General features: G+C 66.8%; 18 protein-coding genes. 11 read left to right on the forward strand and 7 right to left on the reverse strand.

What is annotated here, in order from left to right:
• The first annotated feature begins 68 nt into the window (after positions 1-68).
• The 5 genes from ACU0DV_RS11700 to ACU0DV_RS11720 all read left to right on the forward strand — a co-directional run bounded on the left by ACU0DV_RS11700 (position 69) and on the right by ACU0DV_RS11720 (position 4,607).
• Complete coding sequence (locus tag ACU0DV_RS11700; RefSeq protein ID WP_446242655.1) at positions 69-347, forward strand: PepSY domain-containing protein; 279 nt, start codon at positions 69-71, stop codon at positions 345-347.
• A gap of 203 nt (positions 348-550) precedes the next feature.
• Positions 551-916: a hypothetical protein gene (locus ACU0DV_RS11705; RefSeq protein WP_446242654.1), complete on the forward strand. Its 366-nt coding sequence runs from the start codon at positions 551-553 to the stop codon at positions 914-916.
• A gap of 64 nt (positions 917-980) precedes the next feature.
• A complete protein-coding gene (locus ACU0DV_RS11710) occupies positions 981-1,451 on the forward strand; it encodes a DUF2271 domain-containing protein (protein ID WP_446242653.1) in 471 nt (156 codons plus the stop codon).
• 11 nt (positions 1,452-1,462) lie between these two features.
• Positions 1,463-3,661, forward strand: a complete 2,199-nt coding sequence (locus tag ACU0DV_RS11715; protein WP_446242652.1) for a PepSY domain-containing protein — start codon at positions 1,463-1,465, stop codon at positions 3,659-3,661.
• Entirely contained in the window at positions 3,642-4,607 is a 966-nt protein-coding gene (locus ACU0DV_RS11720) for an FAD:protein FMN transferase (RefSeq protein WP_446242651.1), read from the forward strand. Before ACU0DV_RS11715 ends, ACU0DV_RS11720 begins: the two co-directional genes overlap by 20 nt.
• Before the next feature lie 55 nt (positions 4,608-4,662).
• Here the strand turns inward: ACU0DV_RS11720 and ACU0DV_RS11725 are convergent, their stop codons facing one another.
• The 3 genes from ACU0DV_RS11725 to ACU0DV_RS11735 form a co-directional block, all read right to left on the reverse strand.
• Positions 4,663-6,948: an Orn/Lys/Arg family decarboxylase gene (locus ACU0DV_RS11725; protein ID WP_446242650.1), complete on the reverse strand. Its 2,286-nt coding sequence runs from the start codon at positions 6,946-6,948 to the stop codon at positions 4,663-4,665.
• Between the two features lie 127 nt (positions 6,949-7,075).
• Positions 7,076-7,381 (reverse strand): MarR family transcriptional regulator, encoded by a 306-nt coding sequence (locus ACU0DV_RS11730; protein ID WP_100929025.1) that lies wholly within the window; start codon positions 7,379-7,381, stop codon positions 7,076-7,078.
• A gap of 519 nt (positions 7,382-7,900) precedes the next feature.
• Positions 7,901-10,984 (reverse strand): transporter substrate-binding domain-containing protein, encoded by a 3,084-nt coding sequence (locus tag ACU0DV_RS11735; RefSeq protein WP_446242649.1) that lies wholly within the window; start codon positions 10,982-10,984, stop codon positions 7,901-7,903.
• 156 nt (positions 10,985-11,140) lie between these two features.
• Here ACU0DV_RS11735 and ACU0DV_RS11740 point away from each other — a divergent pair, with 156 nt between their 5' ends.
• The gene (locus tag ACU0DV_RS11740; protein ID WP_446242648.1) at positions 11,141-11,509 is read left to right on the forward strand and encodes a response regulator; all 369 of its coding nucleotides are present in this window, start codon (positions 11,141-11,143) and stop codon (positions 11,507-11,509) included.
• Here the strand turns inward: ACU0DV_RS11740 and ACU0DV_RS11745 are convergent.
• Entirely contained in the window at positions 11,506-12,534 is a 1,029-nt protein-coding gene (locus tag ACU0DV_RS11745; RefSeq protein WP_446242647.1) for a trans-3-hydroxy-L-proline dehydratase, read from the reverse strand. The genes ACU0DV_RS11740 and ACU0DV_RS11745 overlap by 4 nt on opposite strands.
• A 158-nt stretch (positions 12,535-12,692) precedes the next feature.
• Here ACU0DV_RS11745 and coxB point away from each other — a divergent pair, with 158 nt between their 5' ends.
• From coxB to ACU0DV_RS11770, 5 genes are read left to right on the forward strand one after another with little or no spacing between them, the layout of a single operon-like run.
• Positions 12,693-13,652 carry a cytochrome c oxidase subunit II gene (gene coxB, locus ACU0DV_RS11750; protein WP_446242646.1) on the forward strand — a complete coding sequence of 320 codons (960 nt, stop codon included), beginning with the start codon at positions 12,693-12,695 and terminating at the stop codon, positions 13,650-13,652.
• A 7-nt stretch (positions 13,653-13,659) separates the two neighbouring features.
• Positions 13,660-16,215 carry a cytochrome c oxidase subunit I gene (gene ctaD / locus ACU0DV_RS11755; protein ID WP_100929021.1) on the forward strand — a complete coding sequence of 852 codons (2,556 nt, stop codon included), beginning with the start codon at positions 13,660-13,662 and terminating at the stop codon, positions 16,213-16,215.
• Complete coding sequence (locus ACU0DV_RS11760; RefSeq protein WP_100929020.1) at positions 16,215-16,604, forward strand: hypothetical protein; 390 nt, start codon at positions 16,215-16,217, stop codon at positions 16,602-16,604. Before ctaD ends, ACU0DV_RS11760 begins: the two co-directional genes overlap by 1 nt.
• Positions 16,598-17,173, forward strand: a complete 576-nt coding sequence (locus ACU0DV_RS11765) for a cytochrome c oxidase assembly protein (protein ID WP_446242645.1) — start codon at positions 16,598-16,600, stop codon at positions 17,171-17,173. The genes ACU0DV_RS11760 and ACU0DV_RS11765 overlap by 7 nt, the downstream gene beginning before the upstream one ends.
• Positions 17,170-18,273 (forward strand): c-type cytochrome, encoded by a 1,104-nt coding sequence (locus ACU0DV_RS11770; RefSeq protein WP_446242644.1) that lies wholly within the window; start codon positions 17,170-17,172, stop codon positions 18,271-18,273. Before ACU0DV_RS11765 ends, ACU0DV_RS11770 begins: the two co-directional genes overlap by 4 nt.
• Positions 18,274-18,310: 37 nt before the next feature.
• Here ACU0DV_RS11770 and ACU0DV_RS11775 read toward each other — a convergent pair whose 3' ends face one another.
• From ACU0DV_RS11775 to ACU0DV_RS11785, 3 genes are all read right to left on the reverse strand, one after another.
• Positions 18,311-18,763: an RrF2 family transcriptional regulator gene (locus ACU0DV_RS11775; protein ID WP_446242643.1), complete on the reverse strand. Its 453-nt coding sequence runs from the start codon at positions 18,761-18,763 to the stop codon at positions 18,311-18,313.
• Positions 18,764-18,929: 166 nt separating this feature from the next.
• Positions 18,930-20,351 (reverse strand): aspartate kinase, encoded by a 1,422-nt coding sequence (locus ACU0DV_RS11780; RefSeq protein ID WP_100929016.1) that lies wholly within the window; start codon positions 20,349-20,351, stop codon positions 18,930-18,932.
• The gene (locus ACU0DV_RS11785; RefSeq protein ID WP_100929015.1) at positions 20,352-20,753 is read right to left on the reverse strand and encodes an ectoine synthase; all 402 of its coding nucleotides are present in this window, start codon (positions 20,751-20,753) and stop codon (positions 20,352-20,354) included.
• Positions 20,754-20,758: the final 5 nt, after the last annotated feature.

A 20,758-nucleotide genomic window follows, 5' to 3' on the forward strand; every position in this document is an offset into this window, starting at 1 on the left:
GTCAGCTTCATGTTGGAGTGTGGACACCGGTCCGGCGGCACGCCCGGCCACGACAAGGAGATCGGCCAGTGAAGACGACATGCGCAGTTCTGGCGATTCTCGCCGCGGCCCTGGCCGGTCCGGTCCGGGCGGACGACGACTGCTATGTGCCGATGGCCGACTGGCAGCCACGCGGAGCCGTCGCAAAGCTGGCAGAGGACAACAACTGGACCGTACGCCGGATCAAGATCGACGATGGCTGCTACGAGATCCGCGGACAGGACGCGGACGGACGGCGGATCGAGGTCAAGATCAACCCTCAGACGCTTGAGATCGTGGAATTTGAACTTAAGCGCGACGACGACTGAACGGCGCAGGCCTGCTCCCCCTGACCATCCATGCCCCTCAACCCGACGGGCCGCCGCCTGCCGGGCGTTTCCGCGTCTTTTCCCGACAAGCGCGGCCTTCCGACAAACCTGACGGAAAGCTGAAGGTCTAACTGCCGAGCCGTCAGGCTGCGCTCAGACACGGCACCCAGATTGGTCTCATCCCGCGACAAGGAGACCACGCGATGAAAAAGACCCTCGCCATTCTGACCGGCACCACCCTTCTGGCCGCTGCCATCGGCATTCCCACCTGGAGCGCGATGGCTTCCCCCGGACGCACACCGGCGGAGACCGTCCGCACATTGTTCGAAGACGGTGCAGCCGGTCGTGCCTTCCACCTCGCCGACTGGGACGGCGATGACGATGACGACGACGATCACGACTGCCGGGCATCCTACGGCGATGACGACGATGACCACAACGACGACGACGATGACGACGATGACGACTGCGGCAACACGGCGATGAACCCGGCGCCCGCAGGCACTGTCACGCCCCCGCAGAACGGTCTCTTCGGCAACGGCGCCGCGCCGCAGGTCGAAATGAAGTGATCCGCACGGCGCGGCGCAGGACGTGCCGCGCCCGAACCCCTTTCCCGAACACCGGAGTCCCCTGATGAAAAGCCTGACCGCCACTCTTGCGCTCTGCACCGCGCTGTCCGCACCCGCCGCCGTCGCCGCCCGTCCCGTCACCCTCAACACAACGCTGAACCCCTATGGCGGGGACGGCGCTTACCTCAGCCTCTATGTCACCGATGCCTCCGACAAATATGTCGGCAGCCTCTGGATGGCTGGCGGAAAGTCCAAGTACTACAAGCACCTGACCGACTGGTATCGCGCCACCGGCGGCGACAGCGCGCAGATCGACGGGATCACCGGGGCCAGCGTCGGCGCGGGCCGCACCTTGAGCGTGACGCTCGACCTTGCCGATGCGCTGTTCGACGCGGGCTACACCCTCCACGTCGACGCCGCGGTCGAGGACATGCGCGACAGCCCGAACGAGATCGCGGTACCCCTGACCACGGGCGGCCAGGGCACGGCGACGCGGGGCCGTCGCTACGTCGCACAGTTCAGCTACGAGATGTGAGGCAAAAGGGCATGATCCGCGCGCTTCACCGCTGGCCGGGCCTTGTGGCGCTGGCCCTCCTGACCGTGCTTGCGCTGAGCGGCGCGGCGCTCTCGGTCTTTCCCGTGGCCGAACGGCTGTCGGCCCCGGCCACCGATCCGGGGCTTTCGGTGGCCACGCTGGCCGAACGCATCAGTGTCCAGTTCCCGGGCGTCGAGCAGATCCGGCGCGCGCCCTCCGGCAAGATCACCGCCTACTGGTTCGATCTGGGCACGCCCGGTTCCGCGATCGTCGACCCCGACACCGGCAAGGCGGTGGCCGACGCCGATCCGAACCCGGCCGTGCGCTGGCTGACCAACCTTCACCGCTCGCTCTTCCTCGGGGACGCGGGGCGCATCGTCACGGCGCTTGGCGCAGCGGCCATGTTGTTGCTGTCGGCCTCCGGCGCTGCGCTGGTGGCACGGCGGGCAGGCGGATGGCACCGTTGGTTCTCGCGCACGCAGGGCCCGGCAGCGGGCCGGTGGCACACCATGCTCGCACGGGTGGCCGTTCCTGCCCTCGTGCTGACGTCCGTCACCGCACTGTGGATGACCGCCTCGACCTTCGGCCTTCTGCCTGAAGCCGGGCCCTTACCCATCCCGGAAACGGTCAGCGGCCAGACCGGCGCCGCCTTCCACGACATGGAGGCGCTGACGGATCTGCCCGTGTCCGCTCTGCGCGAACTGACCTTCCCCTACCCCGGCGACTCCTCGGACGTCTTCACCCTGAAGACCGACCGCGGCACCGGGTACGTCGATCAGGGCACGGGCAGCCTCCTGGCATGGACTCCGCTTTCCCTGACAGAGCGGGTCTCGGAGCTTGTATTCACGCTGCATACCGGACAGGGCGCTGCCGTGCTGGGCCTTCTGCTGGGGCTCATGGCGCTTGGCGTACCGGCAATGGGGATGACCGGCGTACTCATCTGGCGGGCCGGAGCGCGCGGGCGGCCCCGCATTGCGGCGAACGCCACCGCCGCAGAGGCCGACACCATCCTGCTGGTCGCCAGTGAGGGCGGCACGACATGGGGCTTTGCCGCGACCCTGCATGCCGCGCTGACCGACGCGGGCCAGAGGGTTCACGCAGCACCGCTGTCCAGCCTCGCGCCGCATCGCTATACCTCGGCCCGGAGCATCGTCATCATGGCCGCCACCTACGGCAACGGCGACGCCCCCGCCACGGCCAAGGGCGCGCTGGACCGGCTGGCAGCACAGACCGCCGACATTCCAATGGCCGTGCTCGGCTTCGGCGACAGCGGCTTCCCGGAGTTCTGCGGCTTTGCCCGGACCCTGGCGGACACGGCAGAGAAGGCCGGCTGGCCCCTGCTCCTGCCCTTCGACACCGTGGACCGGCAATCGCCGCAGGACTTCGAACGCTGGGGCCATGCGCTTGGCGACGCGATAGGCCGCGACCTGACGCTGAACCACCAGCCCGTCCGCCCGGCGACAGAGACGCTCAGGCTGGTGTCGCGCCGGGACTACGGGGCAGAGGTCCAGGCACCCACCTCCATCCTGCGGTTCGCCCTTCCCCCCGCGTCCCTTTGGCAGCGGCTGACCGGCAAGGGCCTCGCTGGTTTCCGGGCGGGCGATCTCATCGGCATTCTTCCGGACGGGTCGGAAATGCCGCGCTTCTACTCCCTGGCCTCCGGCGCCCGGGACGGATTTGTCGAGATCGTGGTGCGCAGGCATCCCGGCGGGCTGTGTTCCGGCATGCTGACCGCGCTCACGCCCGGCGAAACGGTCAACGCTTTCCTGCGCCGCAACCCGGCTTTCCATCCCGGACGGGGACGCAAACCTCTGCTCCTGATCGGAGCGGGCACGGGGGTCGCGCCGCTGGCCGGGTTTCTGCGGGCCAACGTGAAACGGCGCCCCATGCACCTGTATTTCGGCCTGCGCGATCCGAAAAGCGATCTGCTCTATGGTGCGGAATTGTCGGACTGGGCATGGGAGAGGCGGTTGACCCGCCTCGTCACCGCCACGTCGCGCGGCGGGCACCCGCGCCATGTGCAGGACGCCCTGCGCGACGATGCTGCCGAGGTTGCCCGCCTCATCCAGAGCGGCGCGAAGGTCATGGTCTGCGGCGGGCGGCAGATGGCCGAGGGCGTGCGCGCCACGCTGACCGACATCCTCGCCCCGACCGGCCTGAGCCCGGCCACACTGAAAGCCCAGGGACGCTATGCAGAAGATATATACTGACCCGATCCGACACGCCCTGAACGGCCCGACCATGGGCACCCGCTGGTCCGCAGTGTTCCACTCGCCCCGGGGGTTCGACGTTGACCCGCTTCGCGCCGCCCTGCAAACCGCGGTGGAGGAGGTCGACGCCCAGATGTCGACCTGGCGGGCCGACAGCGACCTGATGCGCCTGAACGCGGCGCCGGTCGACCGTTGGGTGCCTATGCCCGACCACCTGGTTGCCGTCCTGAGACTGGGCCTGGAGATCGGGCAGCAGACGGGCGGCGCCTTTGACGTGGGTCTTGGCGACGCGGTCACGGCCTGGGGCTTCGGCCCGGCAGACGCCGCGCCGGACGCGATCCGCGTCGCCATGGACCGCAGGCGCACAGCAGCATGGGACGCGGTAGAGATCGGCGCGTCCGCCGTGCGCAAGCGTGTACCGCTGGCGCTGGACCTCAACGGGATCGCCAAGGGCTACGGCGTCGACCGGCTGGCCGAGACGCTTCTCGGCTTCGGCATCGCGAACGGCCTGGTGGGGATCGACGGGGAACTGCGCGCACTGGGGTTGCGCCCCGAAAGGAGCCCCTGGAGCGTCGCCATCGAAACACCCGATCACCGGCACCGCGCCGCCCATTCCGTCCTGATGCTGGAGGACGCCGCCGTCGCCACTTCCGGCGATTACCGGCATTGGATCGATCTCGGCACACGCCGCCTGTCCCACACGATGGACCCGACCCGGGGCGCGCCGCTGTCCGCGCCGCCTGCATCGGTCACGGTCGTGGCAAAGACCTGCGCAGAGGCGGACGCCTGGGCGACCGCGCTGATGGTGCTGGGTGTGGAGAAGGGCATCGCCCTCGCCGAACGGCATGGTCTGGACGTGCTGTTCCTGCAACGGTCGCCGGGCGGGCAAATCGACAGTGTCGCGACGGGTCGGGTCTTCGCGGAGCTGGCCATGCAAAATGCCTAGCGCCCGCTCCTGCAGGAACGGGCGCCACGCGTGATGTTACGTCCAGTGCACGGTCCTATTCGGCGACGCAGTCCGCGAAGTAGTGGACGACACCGTTCTCGCCCACCTCCTGCACCAGCCCGTGGATGTCGGTCTCGAACCCCGGGCATTCGCGCGCGAAGTCCCGGTTGAAGCGCAGGTAGTCCACGATCTTGGCGTTGAAGACCTCGCCCGGGATCAAAAGCGGAATGCCCGGCGGGTACGGCGTCACCAGCGACGTGGTCACGCGGCCCTCCAGCTTGTCGATCGGCACGCGCTGGGTCGTGCGGCGCGCGATGTGCGAGAACGCCTCGGACGGGGTCATCGCCGGGTGGTGGTCGCTCAGGTAGATCTCCGTCGACAGGCGGGCCACGTCATATTTTGCATACATCGTGTGTACGTGCTGGCAGAGGTCCTTCAGGCCCATCTTCTCGTACCGGCGCTGTGCGGCGCAGAACTCCGGCATGACGCGCCACAGCGGGTTGTTCCGGTCGTAGTCGTCCTTGAACTGCTGCAACGCCGCAAGAAGCGTGTTCCACCGGCCCTTGGTGATGCCGATGGTGAACATGATGAAGAAGGAGTAAAGCCCGGTCTTCTCGACCACGACGCCATGTTCGGTCAGGTACTTCGAAACGATGGAGGCCGGGATACCCTCGTCCGAGAACAGACCGTCGATGTTCAGGCCCGGCGTGATGATCGTCGCCTTGATCGGGTCGAGCATGTTGAACCCGCGGGCCATGTCGCCAAAGCCGTGCCACGCATCCTCGCCCGAACTTTCGACGCCCTCGCTGTCGGTCTTCTTCAGCTCCCAGTCCTTGGCGCGGCCGATGCCTTCCTCGGCCAGCGTGTCCGGCCCCCAGACCTGGAACCACCAGTCGTTGCCGAACTCCTCGTCGACCTTGCGCATCGCCCGGCGGAAATCGAGCGCCTCGTCGAGGCTCTCCTCCACCAGCGCCGTGCCGCCCGGAGGCTCCATCATCGCTGCAGCCACGTCGCAGGACGCGATGATCGAATACTGCGGCGAGGTCGAGGTGTGCATCAGGTACGCCTCGTTGAACAGATGGCGGTCCAGCTTCGTCTCTTCGCTGTCCTGCACCAAAACGTGGCTCGCCTGCGAAATCCCGGCCAGCAGCTTGTGCACCGACTGCGTGACGTAGGTCACCGATTTCTTGCTGCGTTCCCGCTTGCGCCCCATGGCGTGATAGGTGCCGTAGAACGGGTGGAAGGCCGCGTGCGGCAGCCAGGCCTCGTCGAAATGCAGGTTCTCGATCCAGCCGTCCAGCATGCCCTTGATGACCTCGGTGTTGTAAAGCACGCCGTCATAGGTCGATTGGGTCAGGGTCAGGATGCGCGGCTTGACCGTCTCCGGGTCGACGCCTTCCAGCAGCGGGTTGGCGCGGATCTTGGCCTTGATCGCCTCCGGCTCGAACTCCGACCGCTGGATCGGTCCGATGATGCCCCAGTGGTTGCGGGTGGGCTTCAGGAAGACCGGGATCGCGCCAGTCATGATGATCGAGTGCAGGATCGACTTGTGGCAGTTGCGGTCCACCACCACCACGTCGCCCGGCGCAACGGTATGGTGCCAGACCATCTTGTTCGAGGTCGAGGTGCCATTGGTCACGAAGAAGCAGTGGTCGGCGTTGAAGATCCGCGCCGCGTTCTTCTCCGACTCGCCGATGGCCCCGTTGTGGTCCAGAAGCTGGCCCAGCTCCTCCACCGCGTTGCACACGTCGGCGCGCAGCATGTTCTCGCCGTAGAACTGGTGGTACATCTGCCCGATGGGCGACTTCAGGAACGCCACGCCGCCCGAGTGCCCAGGGCAGTGCCACGAGTAGGACCCGTCCTCGGCGTAATCCAGAAGCTCCTTGAAGAACGGCGGCTGGATGTATTCGAGGTAGCTTTTCGCCTCGCGGATGATGTGCTTGGCCACGAACTCCGGCGTGTCCTCGAACATGTGGATGAAGCCGTGCAGCTCACGCAGGATGTCGTTTGGCAAATGGCGCGAGGTCTTGGTTTCGCCATAGACGTAGATCGGCACGTCGGCATTCTTCCAGCGCACTTCCTCGATGAACTTGCGCAGGTTCAGCACAGCCGGGTCCAGATCGGGCCCGGGGGTGAATTCCTCGTCGTCGATGGACAACACGAAGGCAGAGGCGCGGCTTTGCTGCTGGGCGAACTGGCTCAGGTCACCGTAGCTGGTGACGCCGAGCACCTCGAACCCTTCGCTTTCAATGGCCTGGGCCAAGGCGCGGATGCCAAGGCCGGATGTGTTTTCGGATCGGAAATCCTCGTCGATGATGACGATGGGAAAGCGGAATTTCATGAGTCACTCCTCGGGACCGGCCCTGAACGGACGCGCGGCGTCCACTCGTTGTTTCTGCCTGAGGCTGCATCGTCAAGGGGGGCGCACCAGGCGTTGCCCGGAGCGATATGGCCGAGGGCGCCCGGCGTCAGACGCCCAGCGGTTTGTCCGTCAGCCGGTAGACCTTGGTCTTTCTCTGCGGGGCCACTTCGATATAGCCCAGCTCGAGCAACCGCTTGAGCGACCTGTGGAAGGTCGCGTGCTTCATGTCGCAGACGACACCGTCGGTCCTGACCTGTTCCGAGCTCACCTCGCCCCCGCCCGACACGGCCGCGACGGAGTGGAACGCATAAAGGAGGTCGCGCTCGTTCCGCGACAGCTCGGCGAGTCCGATGTCCTTTTCCATTTGCCAAAGCGCTTCACGCAGCTTGGCCATACCTGAAAGCGACGACATAGCGTATCCAAACTCGAAATTTACGTTTTTGCTACAAAGTATGCCCGCCCCGAACAAGGTTGCAAAAACGCAATCCCGTGATTTCCGACAGCCATTTCCGCACGCAATTGGAAAAAACAAGCATGTCAGCAGCAGGTTTCCGCCGAACGGGCAGAATTGCCCGCTCCGGATGCGAAAGAAACGGAAATGTGTCAGCTCACTTGGCACGATACGACGTTCACTTGCGAAAACCCGCAACTGTCCGGGTCGCACGCGGGCCGCCCAAGTCGGTGATCGGGCAGACCGAGTCGCGGGGCAAGCGGACCGTGCAGGGCGCCCGGTCATGCCCGTTGCGGTCGTCCCGCCACCTCTCAGGGACCTGTCGAAAAGACCTGTTTCCTCTCAGATAAAGACCATTACGATATTTTCCTGAAAAACCGCTGAACGCAACCAGAAAGTGCAATGAGCCTTGCGAAACACTCATAGATGTAAAGAAGTGGCCAAGGCCGCCTCACTTCATCCCATCCGGATGCGTGTGGATCAGAGCGGCGATGGCGGCTGAGTTGCCCGAAGCGCCCGCCGCAGCACCCGCGACAGTTCCACGGGCCGGCAGGGCTTGCGGATCAGCGGCGCCGTTGCTTTGCCCATGTTCTCGCGCGTGATGCCGGTGTAGCCGGACATGTAGACGACGGGCACGTCCGGCCGCACCCCCTGCACCCGGCGCACAAGGTCGAAGCCACCGATCCCTCCGGGCATGACCACGTCGGTCAGGAGAAGGTCGAAACACGACGGATCGGCATTGACGAGGTCGAGTGCCGCCCGCCCCGTCGGCGCCGTCAGGACACGGTAGCCCAGCGACTTCACCATCTCCGAGGTCAGGGTCAGCAGGTCGCGTTCGTCCTCGACGATCAACACGCATTCCCCCGCGCCCTTCTCGATCTGTCCCGCGGTCTCCTCCCCGGCCTCCTCGGGCATGTCGCCGCCCGGCAGCCTGAGGATCACGTTGGCGCCCTGCCCCGGCGTGCTCTCGATCACCAGTTCACCGTCCGACTGCTCGACAAAGCCATAGACCATCGAAAGGCCCAGTCCGGTGCCGCCCTCGCCGCCCTTGGTCGTGAAGAACGGGTCCGTGGCGCGTTTGCGCACCTCCGGCGTCATGCCCGGGCCATCGTCCTCCACCGCGATCTCCACCCGGTCGAAACCGCTCGCGTCGGGCGCCGTCGCACAGGCGCGCACGACGATCCGCCCGCTTTCCGCCGCGCCCAGAATCGCGTCCCTGCTGTTCAGCACGAGGTTCAGGAGCGCGTTCTCAAGCTGGGCAGGATCGCAGACCACCCAGAGGTCCGGCTCGGGAAAGGCGGTCTCGAGCGTCACGGACTTTTCCAGGAGCGGCCCTGCCAGATCCCGCAGCTCGCGCAGGATACGGGCAACGGACACGGCGTCGGGGGCGGCAGGCTGGCGCTTGGCAAAGGCCAGCAGCCGCCCGGTCAGCAGGCTGCCCCGCTCGACAGAGGCCAGCGCCTTGTCGAGAAAGTCCTTCTGCGTCGCGTCGGCCGACATGCTGGCCAGTTGCGCCGCGTACTGGATCGTGGCGAGGATGTTGTTGAAATCGTGCGCCACCCCGCCCGTCAGTTGCCCCAGCGCGTCCAGCCGCCCGGCCCGTTCCGCCTGCTGGCGCACCTTCTCCTGTTCCGTCACGTCCTCGATCACCAGCACCGTAGACAGGTCCGACTGCGCAGGCGCATCGACCGGCGAGCTTGAGATCCGGACATAGCGCCTCGGGTCCGTCTCGCCGGTCCTCAGCACCGCCCGTTCCGACACGATCTCCGACCCGGCGCGGGCGCGCTGGACAGGATCGGCGGAGGACAGGAGCGGCAGGTCATCGTCCGCCCCCACAAACGACACGTCCTCCGGCCAGTCCGCGGGCCATGTGTCGGCACGCAGGCCCAGCAAGCCCACGGCGCCGGGGTTGGCAAAGGCGATGCGCCCGTCGCGGCGCAGCCCGACGATGGCGGCACGCGTCGCGTTCAGGATGGCCCCCAGCCGCAGGGTGATCCGCCGCAGATCATCCGCCTGTGCCTCTACCCGGTGCTGTGCCCGCTTCGACTGAACAAGGAAGGCTAGCGGGATGAGCACCGCAAGCGCAATGGCGATTCCCAGTGCAAGGCGCGTCCGGGCAGGCGTCCAGAACACCGGATCGCCCAGCCAGCGGTCGCGCAGGGCGATGTACTCCTCGGAAGACAGGTACCCCGGGATGACCGCATCCAGCCGTTCCCGCACCTCCGGCAGGCCAAGGCGCAGCGCGACGGCCCGCTGCGAGACCTCGAAGGGCGGCTGGATCTCCCGCACATCCTGGCTTCTCCCGGAGCGGGCGAGCGCCTCGCGCGCGGGGACGCTGGCGTATAGCACCGCGTCGACCTCTCCACGCAGAAGACCGTCGAACAGCCCGAACTCGTCAGGGTAGGTGGAAAGCGTCAGCCCGCCGTGGTTCTGCGCCAGTTGCGCCGCGTAGTTGTTCTCGCGCACGCCGACCGGGCGCCCCTCCAGATCGTCGAGACCCTTCACATCGTCGCCCTCGCCTACGCGCATGAAGATCGCGTAGGGCGACTGCTGGATCGGGATGGAAAAATCCATCGTCTGCTGCTTTTCGCCGGTCACGCTGATCGGGGGCAGCAGGTCGTAGCGCCCCGGGCCCGGTCCCTGCGCCCATTCCTCGACCGTGATCCCCTTGTACTGCAGCGCCAGCCCCGCCCGCGCCGCCAGCCCGCGCAGCGTCTCCACCCCGTAGCCGGTGAAAGTGCCGTCCCCGTTGACCACCTGGTAGGGCGGGAAATGGGTCACGCCGACGGTCAGCACCTCGGGCGCGGGTTCCGGCGGGACCATGTTCCACCATTGCAGCAGGTCGGCCAGCGTCCCGTCCGCACGCATCCCGTCAAGGGCGCGGTTGATCCGGGGCATCAGGTCAGCCCGGTCGGGCGACAGGGCGACATAGTGCAGTTCCCGGCGCAGCGGTTCGCCGGCAATGCGGATCCGGTAATCGAGCCGCGACTTGCGCAGGAAATCCACCCCGGCCTTGTGCAGCGCGACGACCCCGTCCACCTGCCCGACCAGAAGCGCGGCGAAGGCTGCCGACACCGTGTCAAAAGCCACCACCTCGGCCCGTCCCTGAAGGTCTGCGAGATCGCTCCAGGCGGTGTCGCGCAGGACACCGATGCGCCGGCCCGCCATGCTTTCCATGGTGGTGTCGGACCGCGCCTCGCTCCGGACGAAAAGATAGACGGCGGTTTCGGCAATCGGCTCCGACAACAGTACATTGCCGCGCAGGATCGGCAGATCGACAACACCGGCGATCATGTCGGTCTCGCCCGCGGCCTGGGCGGCAAGCGCCGCCGGGTAGGTCGGATACCGGCGGAACTCCACCTCCAGATCGGCCCTGCTGCCGATCTCGAGGGCCAGCTCGGCGAAGAACCCCGTCAGCCCGGTCTCCGTCTGTTCGTAGACCCCGCTCAGCGGCCCCCACGGCACCACGACCCTGTCCTCCGCCGCGGTCTGAGCGGCGGCCGGGGAAGCGTGGATCAGGGCAACCGCCGCGGCCAGAAGGACGCGGACAAGCAGGCGTAACATGGGACGGTCCCGTATGACGTGTGCAACCAGTGACACCCGTTGCATCTGGCGATGCAAGCGAAGATACTGCCAAGGGCGCGTTTCCCTGCACGGAGATTTCGCGCTCCGCATGTGCCTGACCGGCCGTTTTCCCCTCCTTTCACCGGAAGTTTTCCAATGCCAGACACCACAGTCCTGATCGTGGACGACAACGCCGACCTCGCCAGGCTGATGACCCAGATCTGCCGCGTGCTGGGGCAGGAAGCGGTGATGGCAGAAGATATGGAAACCGGCCTGGCGGCGCTGGCGGCGGAACCGGGCATCCTTCTGGCCCTCGTGGACGTGTCGCTGCCGCAGGGGCACAGCGGCTTCGACTTCGTCGATGCGGCGACCGCAATGAAGCCGGACCTCTCCTGCGTGCTGATGTCCGGCCTCGGCTCCAACGCCGACCGGCCCGCCCACCACGACGAGACACCCGTCCTGAAGAAACCGATCCCCATGGACCAGCTCAAGGCGCTTCTGGACGGGCTGACGGCCGCGCCCTAGCGCGCACCCCACGTATCGGAAAGCCGATAACCCTCGGGCCACGGATCGGCGGGGTCCAGCATGTGCTGGTGAATGCCGGTGATCCAGCCGCGCCCGGATATCTCAGGCACGATGGCCGGTTGGCCGCCGACAACGGTATCGGCAAGGATCGTGCCCCGGAAGGTCGAGCCGATCACCGACCGCACGGTCAGCGTGTCCCCGGCCTGCATCACACCCCGCGCCCGCAACAGCGCCATCCGTGCGGAAAGCGCCGTCCCCGTCGGGGAGCGGTCGACCTTGCCCGGCTGGATCGCAACCGCCGCGCTGCTTGTCAGGCCCTCCGGCCCGTGTTCCAGCGGCCCGGCGAAGAGGCAGAAGGAGATGTGCCGCCAGTCGGGATTGTCCGGGTGGGTGAACCCGAGCTGCGCGTTGGCGGCATCGGTGATCCGGACACCCAGCCGCGCGATGTCATGCGCCTCGTCCTGCGTCAGGGCAAAGCCCATGGCCGCCGCGTCCACAACGACGAAACTGTCGCCGCCATAGGCCGTGTCGACGGTCAGCGTGCCCAGCCCCTCGACCTCCAGCCTCTGGTCGAGGCGCGCGGCGAAGGAGGGCAGGTTCCGCACGTGGATACGCTCGGCCTTGCCGTCCCGGCACTCGGCCCGGACCTTCACCAGCCCGCCGGGGGCCTCCAGCGTCAGGTGGGTGACCGGCTCCGTCATCGGCACCAGCCCGCCGTCCAGAAGGACCGTGGCCACGCAGATCGAGTTCGATCCCGACATCGGCGGCGTGTCCTCCGGCTCCATGATGATAAAGGCGGCATCCGCCTCCGGATGCCTGGGCGGCACCAGCAGGTTCACGTGCCGGAACACGCCGCCGCGCGGCTCGTTCAGGACGAAGTTCCGCAGGCTGCCGTCCCGCGCGATCCAGCGGCTCTGCTCCCAGATCGTGTCGCCCGGAGGCGGCAGGACGCCGCCCACGATGACGTCGCCGACCTCGCCCTCGGCATGGGCAGAGATGACGTGGATGGTCCGGATGGATCGCATGCGCCCACCACAGCCCGAAGCCCCCCGTTTTTCAAGCACCTGCGGCACCGGCCCCGACAAATGCACAACGGATGAATTTTTCGTGCAACCGAATGCCGGTTCGGTCGTTGGGCACCTAAGCACAAGCTTGCAGACACAAGCAGGGACGGGACGAAGGGTTGCGGCGCATTTCAGTTTTGACGGCGGGTCTGCTGCTGTCCGGGTGCAGCGGACGGCACAACTGGCTGTCTTCCGCAGGCGCCGAATCCCAGACCATCGAACCCCTGTTCTGGACCGTCGTGGCAGGTGCTGCCGTGATCTGGACACTGGTCGTCGGCGCCGCGGTCTTTGCCCACCGGGCCGATGCCAAACCCCACCGCGAACAACAGGCGCGGCGCTTCATCATCTGGGGCGGCGCCGTCCTGCCGACCGTCGTCGTCGGCGCCCTGCTGATCTGGGGCCTGTTCATCCTGCGCGACCTCGTCGCCGACGAAGGCGACATGACCGTTCAGGTCGATGGCGAACGCTGGTGGTGGCGCGTAATCTACGAGACCCCCGAGGGTGAAGTCGTCACCGCCAACGAGATCCGCATGCCGCTGGGCCAGACAACGCTCTTCCGGCTGACCGCCGACGACGTGATCCATTCCTTCTGGGTGCCCGCGATGGGCGGCAAGATGGACATGATCCCGGGGCGTGAGACTCAGCTGACCCTGACACCGACAAAACTGGGAAGCTGGGGCGGGCTTTGCGCGGAATACTGCGGCGGCGCGCACGCCCTGATGCGCTTCGACGCCGTGGTGATGGAGCCGGAGGCCTTCGACGCCTGGCTGGAGAACGAAGCCTCGCCCGCCCGGATCACGGAGGGCAATCCCGGCTGGGAGGTCTTCCTCGACGAAGGCTGCGGCGCCTGCCACACCCTGCGCGGCACGGAGGCCGTGGGACAGGTCGGACCCGACCTCACCCACCTGGCCAGCCGCGAACGGCTGGGCGCGGGCATCTACGACATGACGCCCGAGAACCTGGCGCGCTGGATCACCGACCTCGACGCCATGAAGCCCGACATCGACATGCCTGCCTATCCGCACCTCACCGGCGACCGCCTCGACGCGCTCGTCTCCTTCCTGATGAGCCTCAAGTAAAGCCGCCATGAAATCAGACGCCTTCGACCTTGACGACCTGCCGCCCGCCGAGCCCTACGACGAGGCCCGCGACAAGGCGCAGCGAGAGCGCCTGCTGAAGACATGGGAAAGCCCGAAGGGCTGGCGCTACCTGTCGGACGTCAACAACTCCGAGGTCGGGCTCTGGTATCTGCTGACGTCCTTCGCCTTCTTCTGCTTTGCCGGGGTTCTGGCCCTGCTGATCCGTACGCAGCTTGCGGTGCCGGGCAACGACTTCCTGTCGCAGGACCTCTACAATCAGGTCTTCACGCTGCACGGCACGGCGATGATGTTCCTCTTCGCCGTGCCGATCTTCGAGGCGGTGGCCATCCTCGTCCTCCCCGAGATCCTCGGCGCGCGCGACCTGCCCTTCCCGCGCCTCTCGGCGTTCGGCTACTGGTGTTTCCTGATCGGCGGCGTCTTTGTCTGCGGGTCGATCTTCTTCGGCGCGGCGCCGGACGGCGGCTGGTTCATGTACGCGCCGCTGTCGTCGAACCCGGAATACTCCGGCGTCGGCGCGGACATCTGGCTGCTGGGCCTGTCGTTCATCGAGGTGTCGTCGATCGCGGCGGCGGTCGAACTGATCGTCGGCGTGCTGAAGTCCCGCCCGCCGGGCATGCGTCTGAACCAGATGCCGCTCTACTGCTGGTACGTCCTGGTGGTGGCGGGGATGATCCTCTTCGCCTTCCCGCCGCTGATCGCGGGCGACCTGCTCCTCGAACTCGAACGCGCCTTCGGCTGGGCCTTCTTCGATCCGGACCGGGGCGGCGATCCCCTGCTGTGGCAGCACCTGTTCTGGATCTTCGGCCACCCGGAGGTCTACATCGTCTTCCTGCCGTCCATCGCGCTGATCGCCACGATCCTGCCGACCTTTGCCAGCCGCCCGATGATCGGCCATTCGTGGATCGTGCTCTCGGCGGTGGGCGTGGCCTTCCTGTCCTTCGGCCTGTGGGTCCACCACATGTTCACCGTGGGCCTGCCTGAAATCTCGCTCAGCTTCTTCTCGGCCGCGTCAGAGGCGGTGGCGGTCCCGACAGGCATCCAGATCTTCTGCTTCGTCGCGACGATGCTCGTGGCCAAGGTGCGCCCCTCCCTGCCGATGCTGTTTGCGGGCGGCGCGCTGGCGATCTTCGTCTTCGGCGGCCTCACGGGCGTCATGGTCGCGCTGGTGCCCTTCGACTGGCAGGCGCATGACAGCTACTTCGTCGTCGCCCACCTGCACTACACGCTGATCGGCGGCATGCTCTTCCCGCTCTTTGCCGGTGTCTACTACTGGTATCCCTTCGTCACCCAGCGCCAGACCAACCAGAAAGCCGGCAAGTGGTCCTTCTGGCTGATGTTCGGCGGCTTCAACATCGCCTTCCTTCCGATGCACTGGACCGGCGTCATGGGCATGCCCCGCCGCGTCTGGACCTATGACGTCACCGACGGCTGGGCCGTGCTGAACATGGTGTCGACCGTCGGCAGCTTCATCTTCGCCGCAGGGTTCGTCGTGCTGGCCGTCAACGTGCTCTGGCCGCGCGGCAAGCACGCCCCGGTGAAGCGCAACGTCTGGAACGCCGGAACGATGGAATGGAGCGCCGAGGTCCCCGACAAGCCTTGGGGCGTGCGGTCGATCCCGCTCATCACCTCTCGCTACCCGCTGTGGGACCAGCCCGGCCTGCTCGACCAGATCGACCGGGGCGAGTGGTTCCTGCCCGATGCCGAGGAGGGCAAGCGCGAATTGATCGTCACCGACATCCTCGACGCCCGCCCGCTGTTCGTCCAGCGCGTGCCGGGGCCATCCTGGCTGATGCTGTTCGCCGCCCTCTTCCTCGGGACCAGCTTCATCGTCGCCACCTACCACTGGTGGACCATCGCCCTGATCTCCGGCGCGGCCTTTGTCGCCGTCACGCTCTACTGGCTCTGGACCGGCACCGCGCAGATCCCCGAGAAGCCCGAGAAATACGCCGGGCGCGGCCTGACCCTGCCGACCTACGAGGCAGGCGCCGGGTCGGTCGGCTGGTGGGCCGTGTTCATCACCATGACCGGCGACATGACAGCGTTTGTCGGGCTGGTGTTCTCCTACTTCTTCTTCTGGACCGTGCTGCCGGACTTCATGTCCACGACCGAGGCGATGCCCTTCGGCTGGCTCATCCTGGGCTTTGCCGGCGTGATGGGACAGTGGGGCCTGACCGTCGCGGCACGCGGTCAACTGGCGTCCCGTGCCCCGGGCGCAGCCATCGGCGCGCTCCTCGCCGCTCCGGTGGCGGGCGTGCTGGGCATGGCCGCGTTTGCCTGGGCGGCGATGCAAGCGGGCCTCGACCCCACGCGCCACAGCTTCGACGCGACCATCTGGGCGCTGCTCCTGTGGCTTTCCGTGCACGTGGCGCTTGGCCTGCTCATGCAGCTCTATACAGCGGCGCGCATCTGGGCGGGCATCTGCACGCCCGACTTCCCGGCGGACCTGCGCAACCTGACGCTTTATACCCACTTCCTCGCGGTGACGGTCATCATGACCTTCGCCATGCTGGCGGTCTTCCCGCTCTGGCTGGGGGCGCTGTGATGAGGCGCCCGAGCAAGATCCCCGCCCCCCGACTGATCGACGACGGCTCCCTCTGGATCATGGTCGCCGCGCCCTCGATCTGGGCCGCACACTTCCTGATCAGCTATTGGGTCGCCGCCATCTGGTGCGCCAAGATCGGAGGGTCGCTCCTCGACGTGCGCTGGATCATCGCCGCGCTGGGGCTGGCCTCCATCGTGCTCATCGGCCTGCTGGCGCTGATCGCCGTGCGCCGCTACGGCGGCACCTTCGTCATCTTCGAGGAGATCACCGAGGATTCACGCCCGGCCCGCGAACGGTTCATGGGGCACGTGTCGCTCCTCCTGTGCATCCTCTCCGCTGTGGCCGTGGGCTTTACCGTGATCCCCGGGCTGGTGATGACGACATGCTGATGCGCCGCGCCATAGCGCTTGTGCTGCTGGCCGTGCTGTGGCTGGCGCTGCCCGCCTACGCCACCGGGTCGATGATCGTCCACATGGTCCTGCACCTGGGCGTGGTCGCAGTCGTGCCGATGCTCTGGGCACCGCGCCTGCCGGACGCGTTCCCTTCCGGTCCGATCGCCCTCGCGCTCGGATCGGTGATCGACATGGCCGTGGTCTGGACGTGGCACCTGCCCGGGATGCACCTCTGGGCCCGGACGGAGACCGCCGGTCTCATCCTCGAACAGGCCAGCTTCCTCGGCGTGGGGCTGCTGCTCTGGGGTGCGGTGCGGCAGGCCGGGCCGTTCGGCGGTGCGCTGGTGCTGCTGGGCACGACCATGCACATGACACTGCTGGGTGCCCTGATCGGCCTCGCCCCCCGCGACCTCTACGGCGACATCTGCGCCGGATACTTCGGCCTCACCGCGTTGCAGGAACAGCAGATCGCCGGTGTGCTGATGGCCGGGCTGGGCGGCGCGCTCTACCTCGCGGCGGCACTGACCCGGCTGGGCCGCGCGCTCGACGAAGGAGAACCCGCATGAAACGCCTGGTCCTCTTTGCCGCCGTGCTGCTCTTCGTGCTGGGGAACGCCTTCTACTGGCTCGCCCCCTACACCATCGCCGCGTCGACGCCGCACTGGCCCGGCGTGGGTGAGGTCCTGCACCAGTACATGCGCAACGCCGTCGCCATCCGGTCCCGTGACAAGGAGGTGCCGCGCCAGGTCGATCTCGACGATCCCGGCCTGATCCGCCTTGGCGCCGGACACTTCGCCACCGGCTGCGCCACCTGCCACGGCGCGCCCGGCATCGCGCGCAACCCGATCCCGGCCGAGATGATGCCCGCGCCCCCGATGCTCGACGGGCTCGACTTCACCGACGGCGAACTGTGGTGGATCGCGCGGCACGGCATCCGTTACTCCGGCATGCCCTCCTGGCCCGGCGAGGGCCGCGAGGTCGAACCATGGGCCATCGCCGCCTTCCTGCGCGCCTACGACGACTTCGACCGCGCCTCCTACGAGGAGGCGGCCCTCGGCACCGAATACGCAGGCGATGCCATCCGCTTCCCCGGCCTCTACGGCGCGATTCCGAAGGACATGGCCTGCGCCCGCTGCCACGGCGAGGACGGGATGGGCCGCGAGGGCACCGCGCCGAAACTGGCGGGACAGTCGCGGGAATGGCTGACCCTGGTGCTGAACGCCTACCACGACGGCAGCCGCGAAAGCGGCTTCATGGAGCCGCTCGGCGCGATCCTGACGGACGCCAACATCGACGGCATCTCTGACATGTACGCGAAGATGGAGGGCGACTGGAGCGGCCGCCCCCTGCCCTTCGGCGATGCGGAGCGCGGCGCCGAACTGGCCCGCAAGGGGGACGAGCATGACGACATCGCGTCCTGCGCATCCTGCCACGAGGGCGGAGACGACCCGCTGATGCCGCGCCGCGCCGACACGCCCCGGATCGCCGGGCAGGACGGCTTTTGGCTGTACAACTGGCTGCTGATGTACCGCGACGGCCCGGTGCCCGAGACACCCCGCGCCCACCTCATGGAGGCGGCGGCAAAGCCCCTGTCGGACGGCGACATCGCCGACCTTGCGGCCTATTACGCCGGGCTGACGGCTGGCGGGACCGCCGCGGGCAACTGAGCGGCCCGCCTGACCTCCCGACACACGGCGGCGCGGCTCAGCTTGCGCGGGATATCGGGTCCGGCAGGTTGTCGGCTTCCATGAGGATGGCTCTGGTCCTCGGATGACCTGCAATCGCATCCGCGATGCTGTTCCGGTTGAGGGTCTGGTAGAACAGGATCTTGGCCTCGGCCAGCGCGCCAACAAGCCCGCAGGACCCGAGCAGGATGCAGGTCGAACAATCGACCATATTGGCATCGCCTTCCATGTAGCGCGCCACGTCGCCCACCCTGATCTCGTCCGCCGGCCGGGCAAGCTGAACGCCGCCCGAACGGCCCCGCGTGCTTTTCAGATAGCTGCCCTCGACCAGCATGTTCACAACCTTCATCAGGTTGTTCTGCGACAGGTTGTGCGCCCGTGCGATTTCCGAGATCGGCACCACGCGCCCATCGTGGACGCCCAGGTAAAGGCAGACCCTGAGAGCATAATCGGTAAATTTCGAGAAGTGCATACAGCATTACCTTTTATGAATTCCTGCCAACCTGATGCAGGATTTTGAATGCGTCAACGTTTTCAGCCCAAGCGGGAATCTCCGCCAGACCACTCTACCACCAGAAAAACGGGCCCCACCGTTGCCGGCAGGGCCCGTCGTTGAACTCGGTTATAGGCCGCAGCCATCACGCGACGAGCGCGACACCGGCCTTTTCTTCACGCGGAAAGAACACGTCGTGCAGGCTGCAAATCGCGTTCGACAGTTCCGAGTGGTCGACGATGAACTGCACGTCGACACTGCGCGGACCCTGCGCAGCGCCCAGCGGAACGATGCCCGCCTCTTCCAGCGCCGCCATGCCGCGCGTCAGCACGGAAAGGCCAGTCAGGTCGCGTCCGATCACCGACACCAGCGCGCATTTGCGCAGGGAAATGTCGGCCTGCGGGTAGACGTCGCTCAGGTCGCTCTCGACCCGGCGCAGCGCCTTCAGCGAACCGTGGACGTGGTGGGTGATCGTGTTGGCGTTCGACACCTTCGACACAATCCACACATCATGGCGCTTAAGCGCGTCGAGGATCGTCGCGTCGTAGCCCTTCACGCCGACCATGTCCTGTTCGAACACTTCCAGCGCAAAGACCGAAAGGCCCGTCACGATCTCCGCCGCGGCGCTTTCCGCCGGCTTGTCGTCGATGATGGTGCCCGGATCTTCCGGCTCGAACGCGTTGGTCACGCGCAGCGGCACACCGGCCCGGCGCAGCGTCTTGGCGGCCGAGGGGTGGATCGCTTCCATCCCGAGGTTCGCCATCTGGTCCGCCACGTCGTAGTTGGTGTGGCCGAGCTTGCGCACCACCTCCGCACCGACAACCTTCGGGTCGGCAGAGGACAGGTGGAATTCCTTGTGGATGATCGCCTCGCGCGCAGCGGTCTGAGCCGCCAGACGAGAGAACGTCACCTCGGAATAACCACGGTCGAACTCGCGCATCAAACCTTCGGTGCACTGGGCATAGCCGGTGACGATGGGCATCTCGGTCGCCGGATCGACGCCGTCCATACCCTTCGCCAGACGATCCTCGAGGCTCAGATGCTCCTCGTCACGCCAGCCGGACAGGTCGACCAGCCGGGCGTTCACGCCAGCGCGCTGCAACATGAGGACGGCGACGTAGGCGGAGTGCGCCTCGCCCAGCCCCGACAGCAGCTCGCGGATCTGCAGCAGGTGCTCGTTCAGGCGGAAGTGCCCGTAGGAGCACAGCCGCTGAAGGTCCACCAGGCAGCTCCGGGCGCCCTCCATGCGATCCTGCACGAAGCGGGTCGCAAGCTGGACGTCGCCCGCGTGGGTCAGCACCTCGGAGTGCGCCGCGATCATCTCTGTCGAGGCGCGGTCCATTGCGCGGTGCCAGCCGTGGTCGTCATCCGCCTGCGCAAAGCTGGCAAAGACGCCCTGTTCACCGGTCTTCTTGTGTTCGAGCAGCATGTTGGTGATGCCGCCGAACGCGGAAACGACGAAGATGCGGCCGTATTCCGGTTTGCCGTTCTTGATGAACAGCGTGTCGCGCAGTTCGCCGAGGCGGGACATGGACGTCCCGCCGATCTTTTCGACAGTATGGGTCATTCAGGCCTCTGCAGGTTCGGGCGCGGCGTAGGAGCCATCCTCACGGTGCACTTCGTTGCCCGTCACGGGCGGATTGAAGCAGCACGCCATGACGAGTTCCTCGTCCGCGCGCAGGACGTGCCGGTCGTGCTTGTCGAGCGCGTACATGACGCCGGGCTTGATCGGGTGCGTTTCGCCGGTGGCGAGGTCGGTGATCGAGCCCGAACCCTGCATGCAATAGACGCTCTCGAAGTGGTTCTTGTATTCGAACGTGTGTTCGGAACCGGCCTCAAGGAAGGTGATGTGGAACGAGAACCCCATCTTGTCGTCGGCCAGAAGCATGCGGACGGAGGTCCACTTTGCATCCGACACGACGCGGTCGGGTTCGTTCTTGGTGATCTCGTTGAAGTCTCTGACGATCATGTCTG

This window comes from Sagittula sp. (genome assembly GCF_052825245.1).

Bases quoted from the DNA above. Each gene is read 5' to 3' on its own strand.
- ACU0DV_RS11720 (WP_446242651.1), top strand. From the start codon at position 3,642: ATGCAGAAGATATATACTGACCCGATCCGACACGCCCTGAACGGCCCG.
- ACU0DV_RS11780 (WP_100929016.1), bottom strand. From the start codon at position 20,351: ATGACCCATACTGTCGAAAAGATCGGCGGGACGTCCATGTCCCGCCTC.
- ACU0DV_RS11735 (WP_446242649.1), bottom strand. From the start codon at position 10,984: ATGTTACGCCTGCTTGTCCGCGTCCTTCTGGCCGCGGCGGTTGCCCTG.
- ACU0DV_RS11740 (WP_446242648.1), top strand. From the start codon at position 11,141: ATGCCAGACACCACAGTCCTGATCGTGGACGACAACGCCGACCTCGCC.
- ACU0DV_RS11725 (WP_446242650.1), bottom strand. From the start codon at position 6,948: ATGAAATTCCGCTTTCCCATCGTCATCATCGACGAGGATTTCCGATCC.
- ctaD (WP_100929021.1), top strand. From the start codon at position 13,660: ATGAAATCAGACGCCTTCGACCTTGACGACCTGCCGCCCGCCGAGCCC.
- ACU0DV_RS11710 (WP_446242653.1), top strand. From the start codon at position 981: ATGAAAAGCCTGACCGCCACTCTTGCGCTCTGCACCGCGCTGTCCGCA.
- ACU0DV_RS11705 (WP_446242654.1), top strand. From the start codon at position 551: ATGAAAAAGACCCTCGCCATTCTGACCGGCACCACCCTTCTGGCCGCT.
- ACU0DV_RS11760 (WP_100929020.1), top strand. From the start codon at position 16,215: ATGAGGCGCCCGAGCAAGATCCCCGCCCCCCGACTGATCGACGACGGC.
- ACU0DV_RS11785 (WP_100929015.1), bottom strand. From the start codon at position 20,753: ATGATCGTCAGAGACTTCAACGAGATCACCAAGAACGAACCCGACCGC.
- ACU0DV_RS11715 (WP_446242652.1), top strand. From the start codon at position 1,463: ATGATCCGCGCGCTTCACCGCTGGCCGGGCCTTGTGGCGCTGGCCCTC.
- ACU0DV_RS11730 (WP_100929025.1), bottom strand. From the start codon at position 7,381: ATGTCGTCGCTTTCAGGTATGGCCAAGCTGCGTGAAGCGCTTTGGCAA.
- ACU0DV_RS11745 (WP_446242647.1), bottom strand. From the start codon at position 12,534: ATGCGATCCATCCGGACCATCCACGTCATCTCTGCCCATGCCGAGGGC.
- ACU0DV_RS11775 (WP_446242643.1), bottom strand. From the start codon at position 18,763: ATGCACTTCTCGAAATTTACCGATTATGCTCTCAGGGTCTGCCTTTAC.
- ACU0DV_RS11770 (WP_446242644.1), top strand. From the start codon at position 17,170: ATGAAACGCCTGGTCCTCTTTGCCGCCGTGCTGCTCTTCGTGCTGGGG.
- ACU0DV_RS11765 (WP_446242645.1), top strand. From the start codon at position 16,598: ATGCTGATGCGCCGCGCCATAGCGCTTGTGCTGCTGGCCGTGCTGTGG.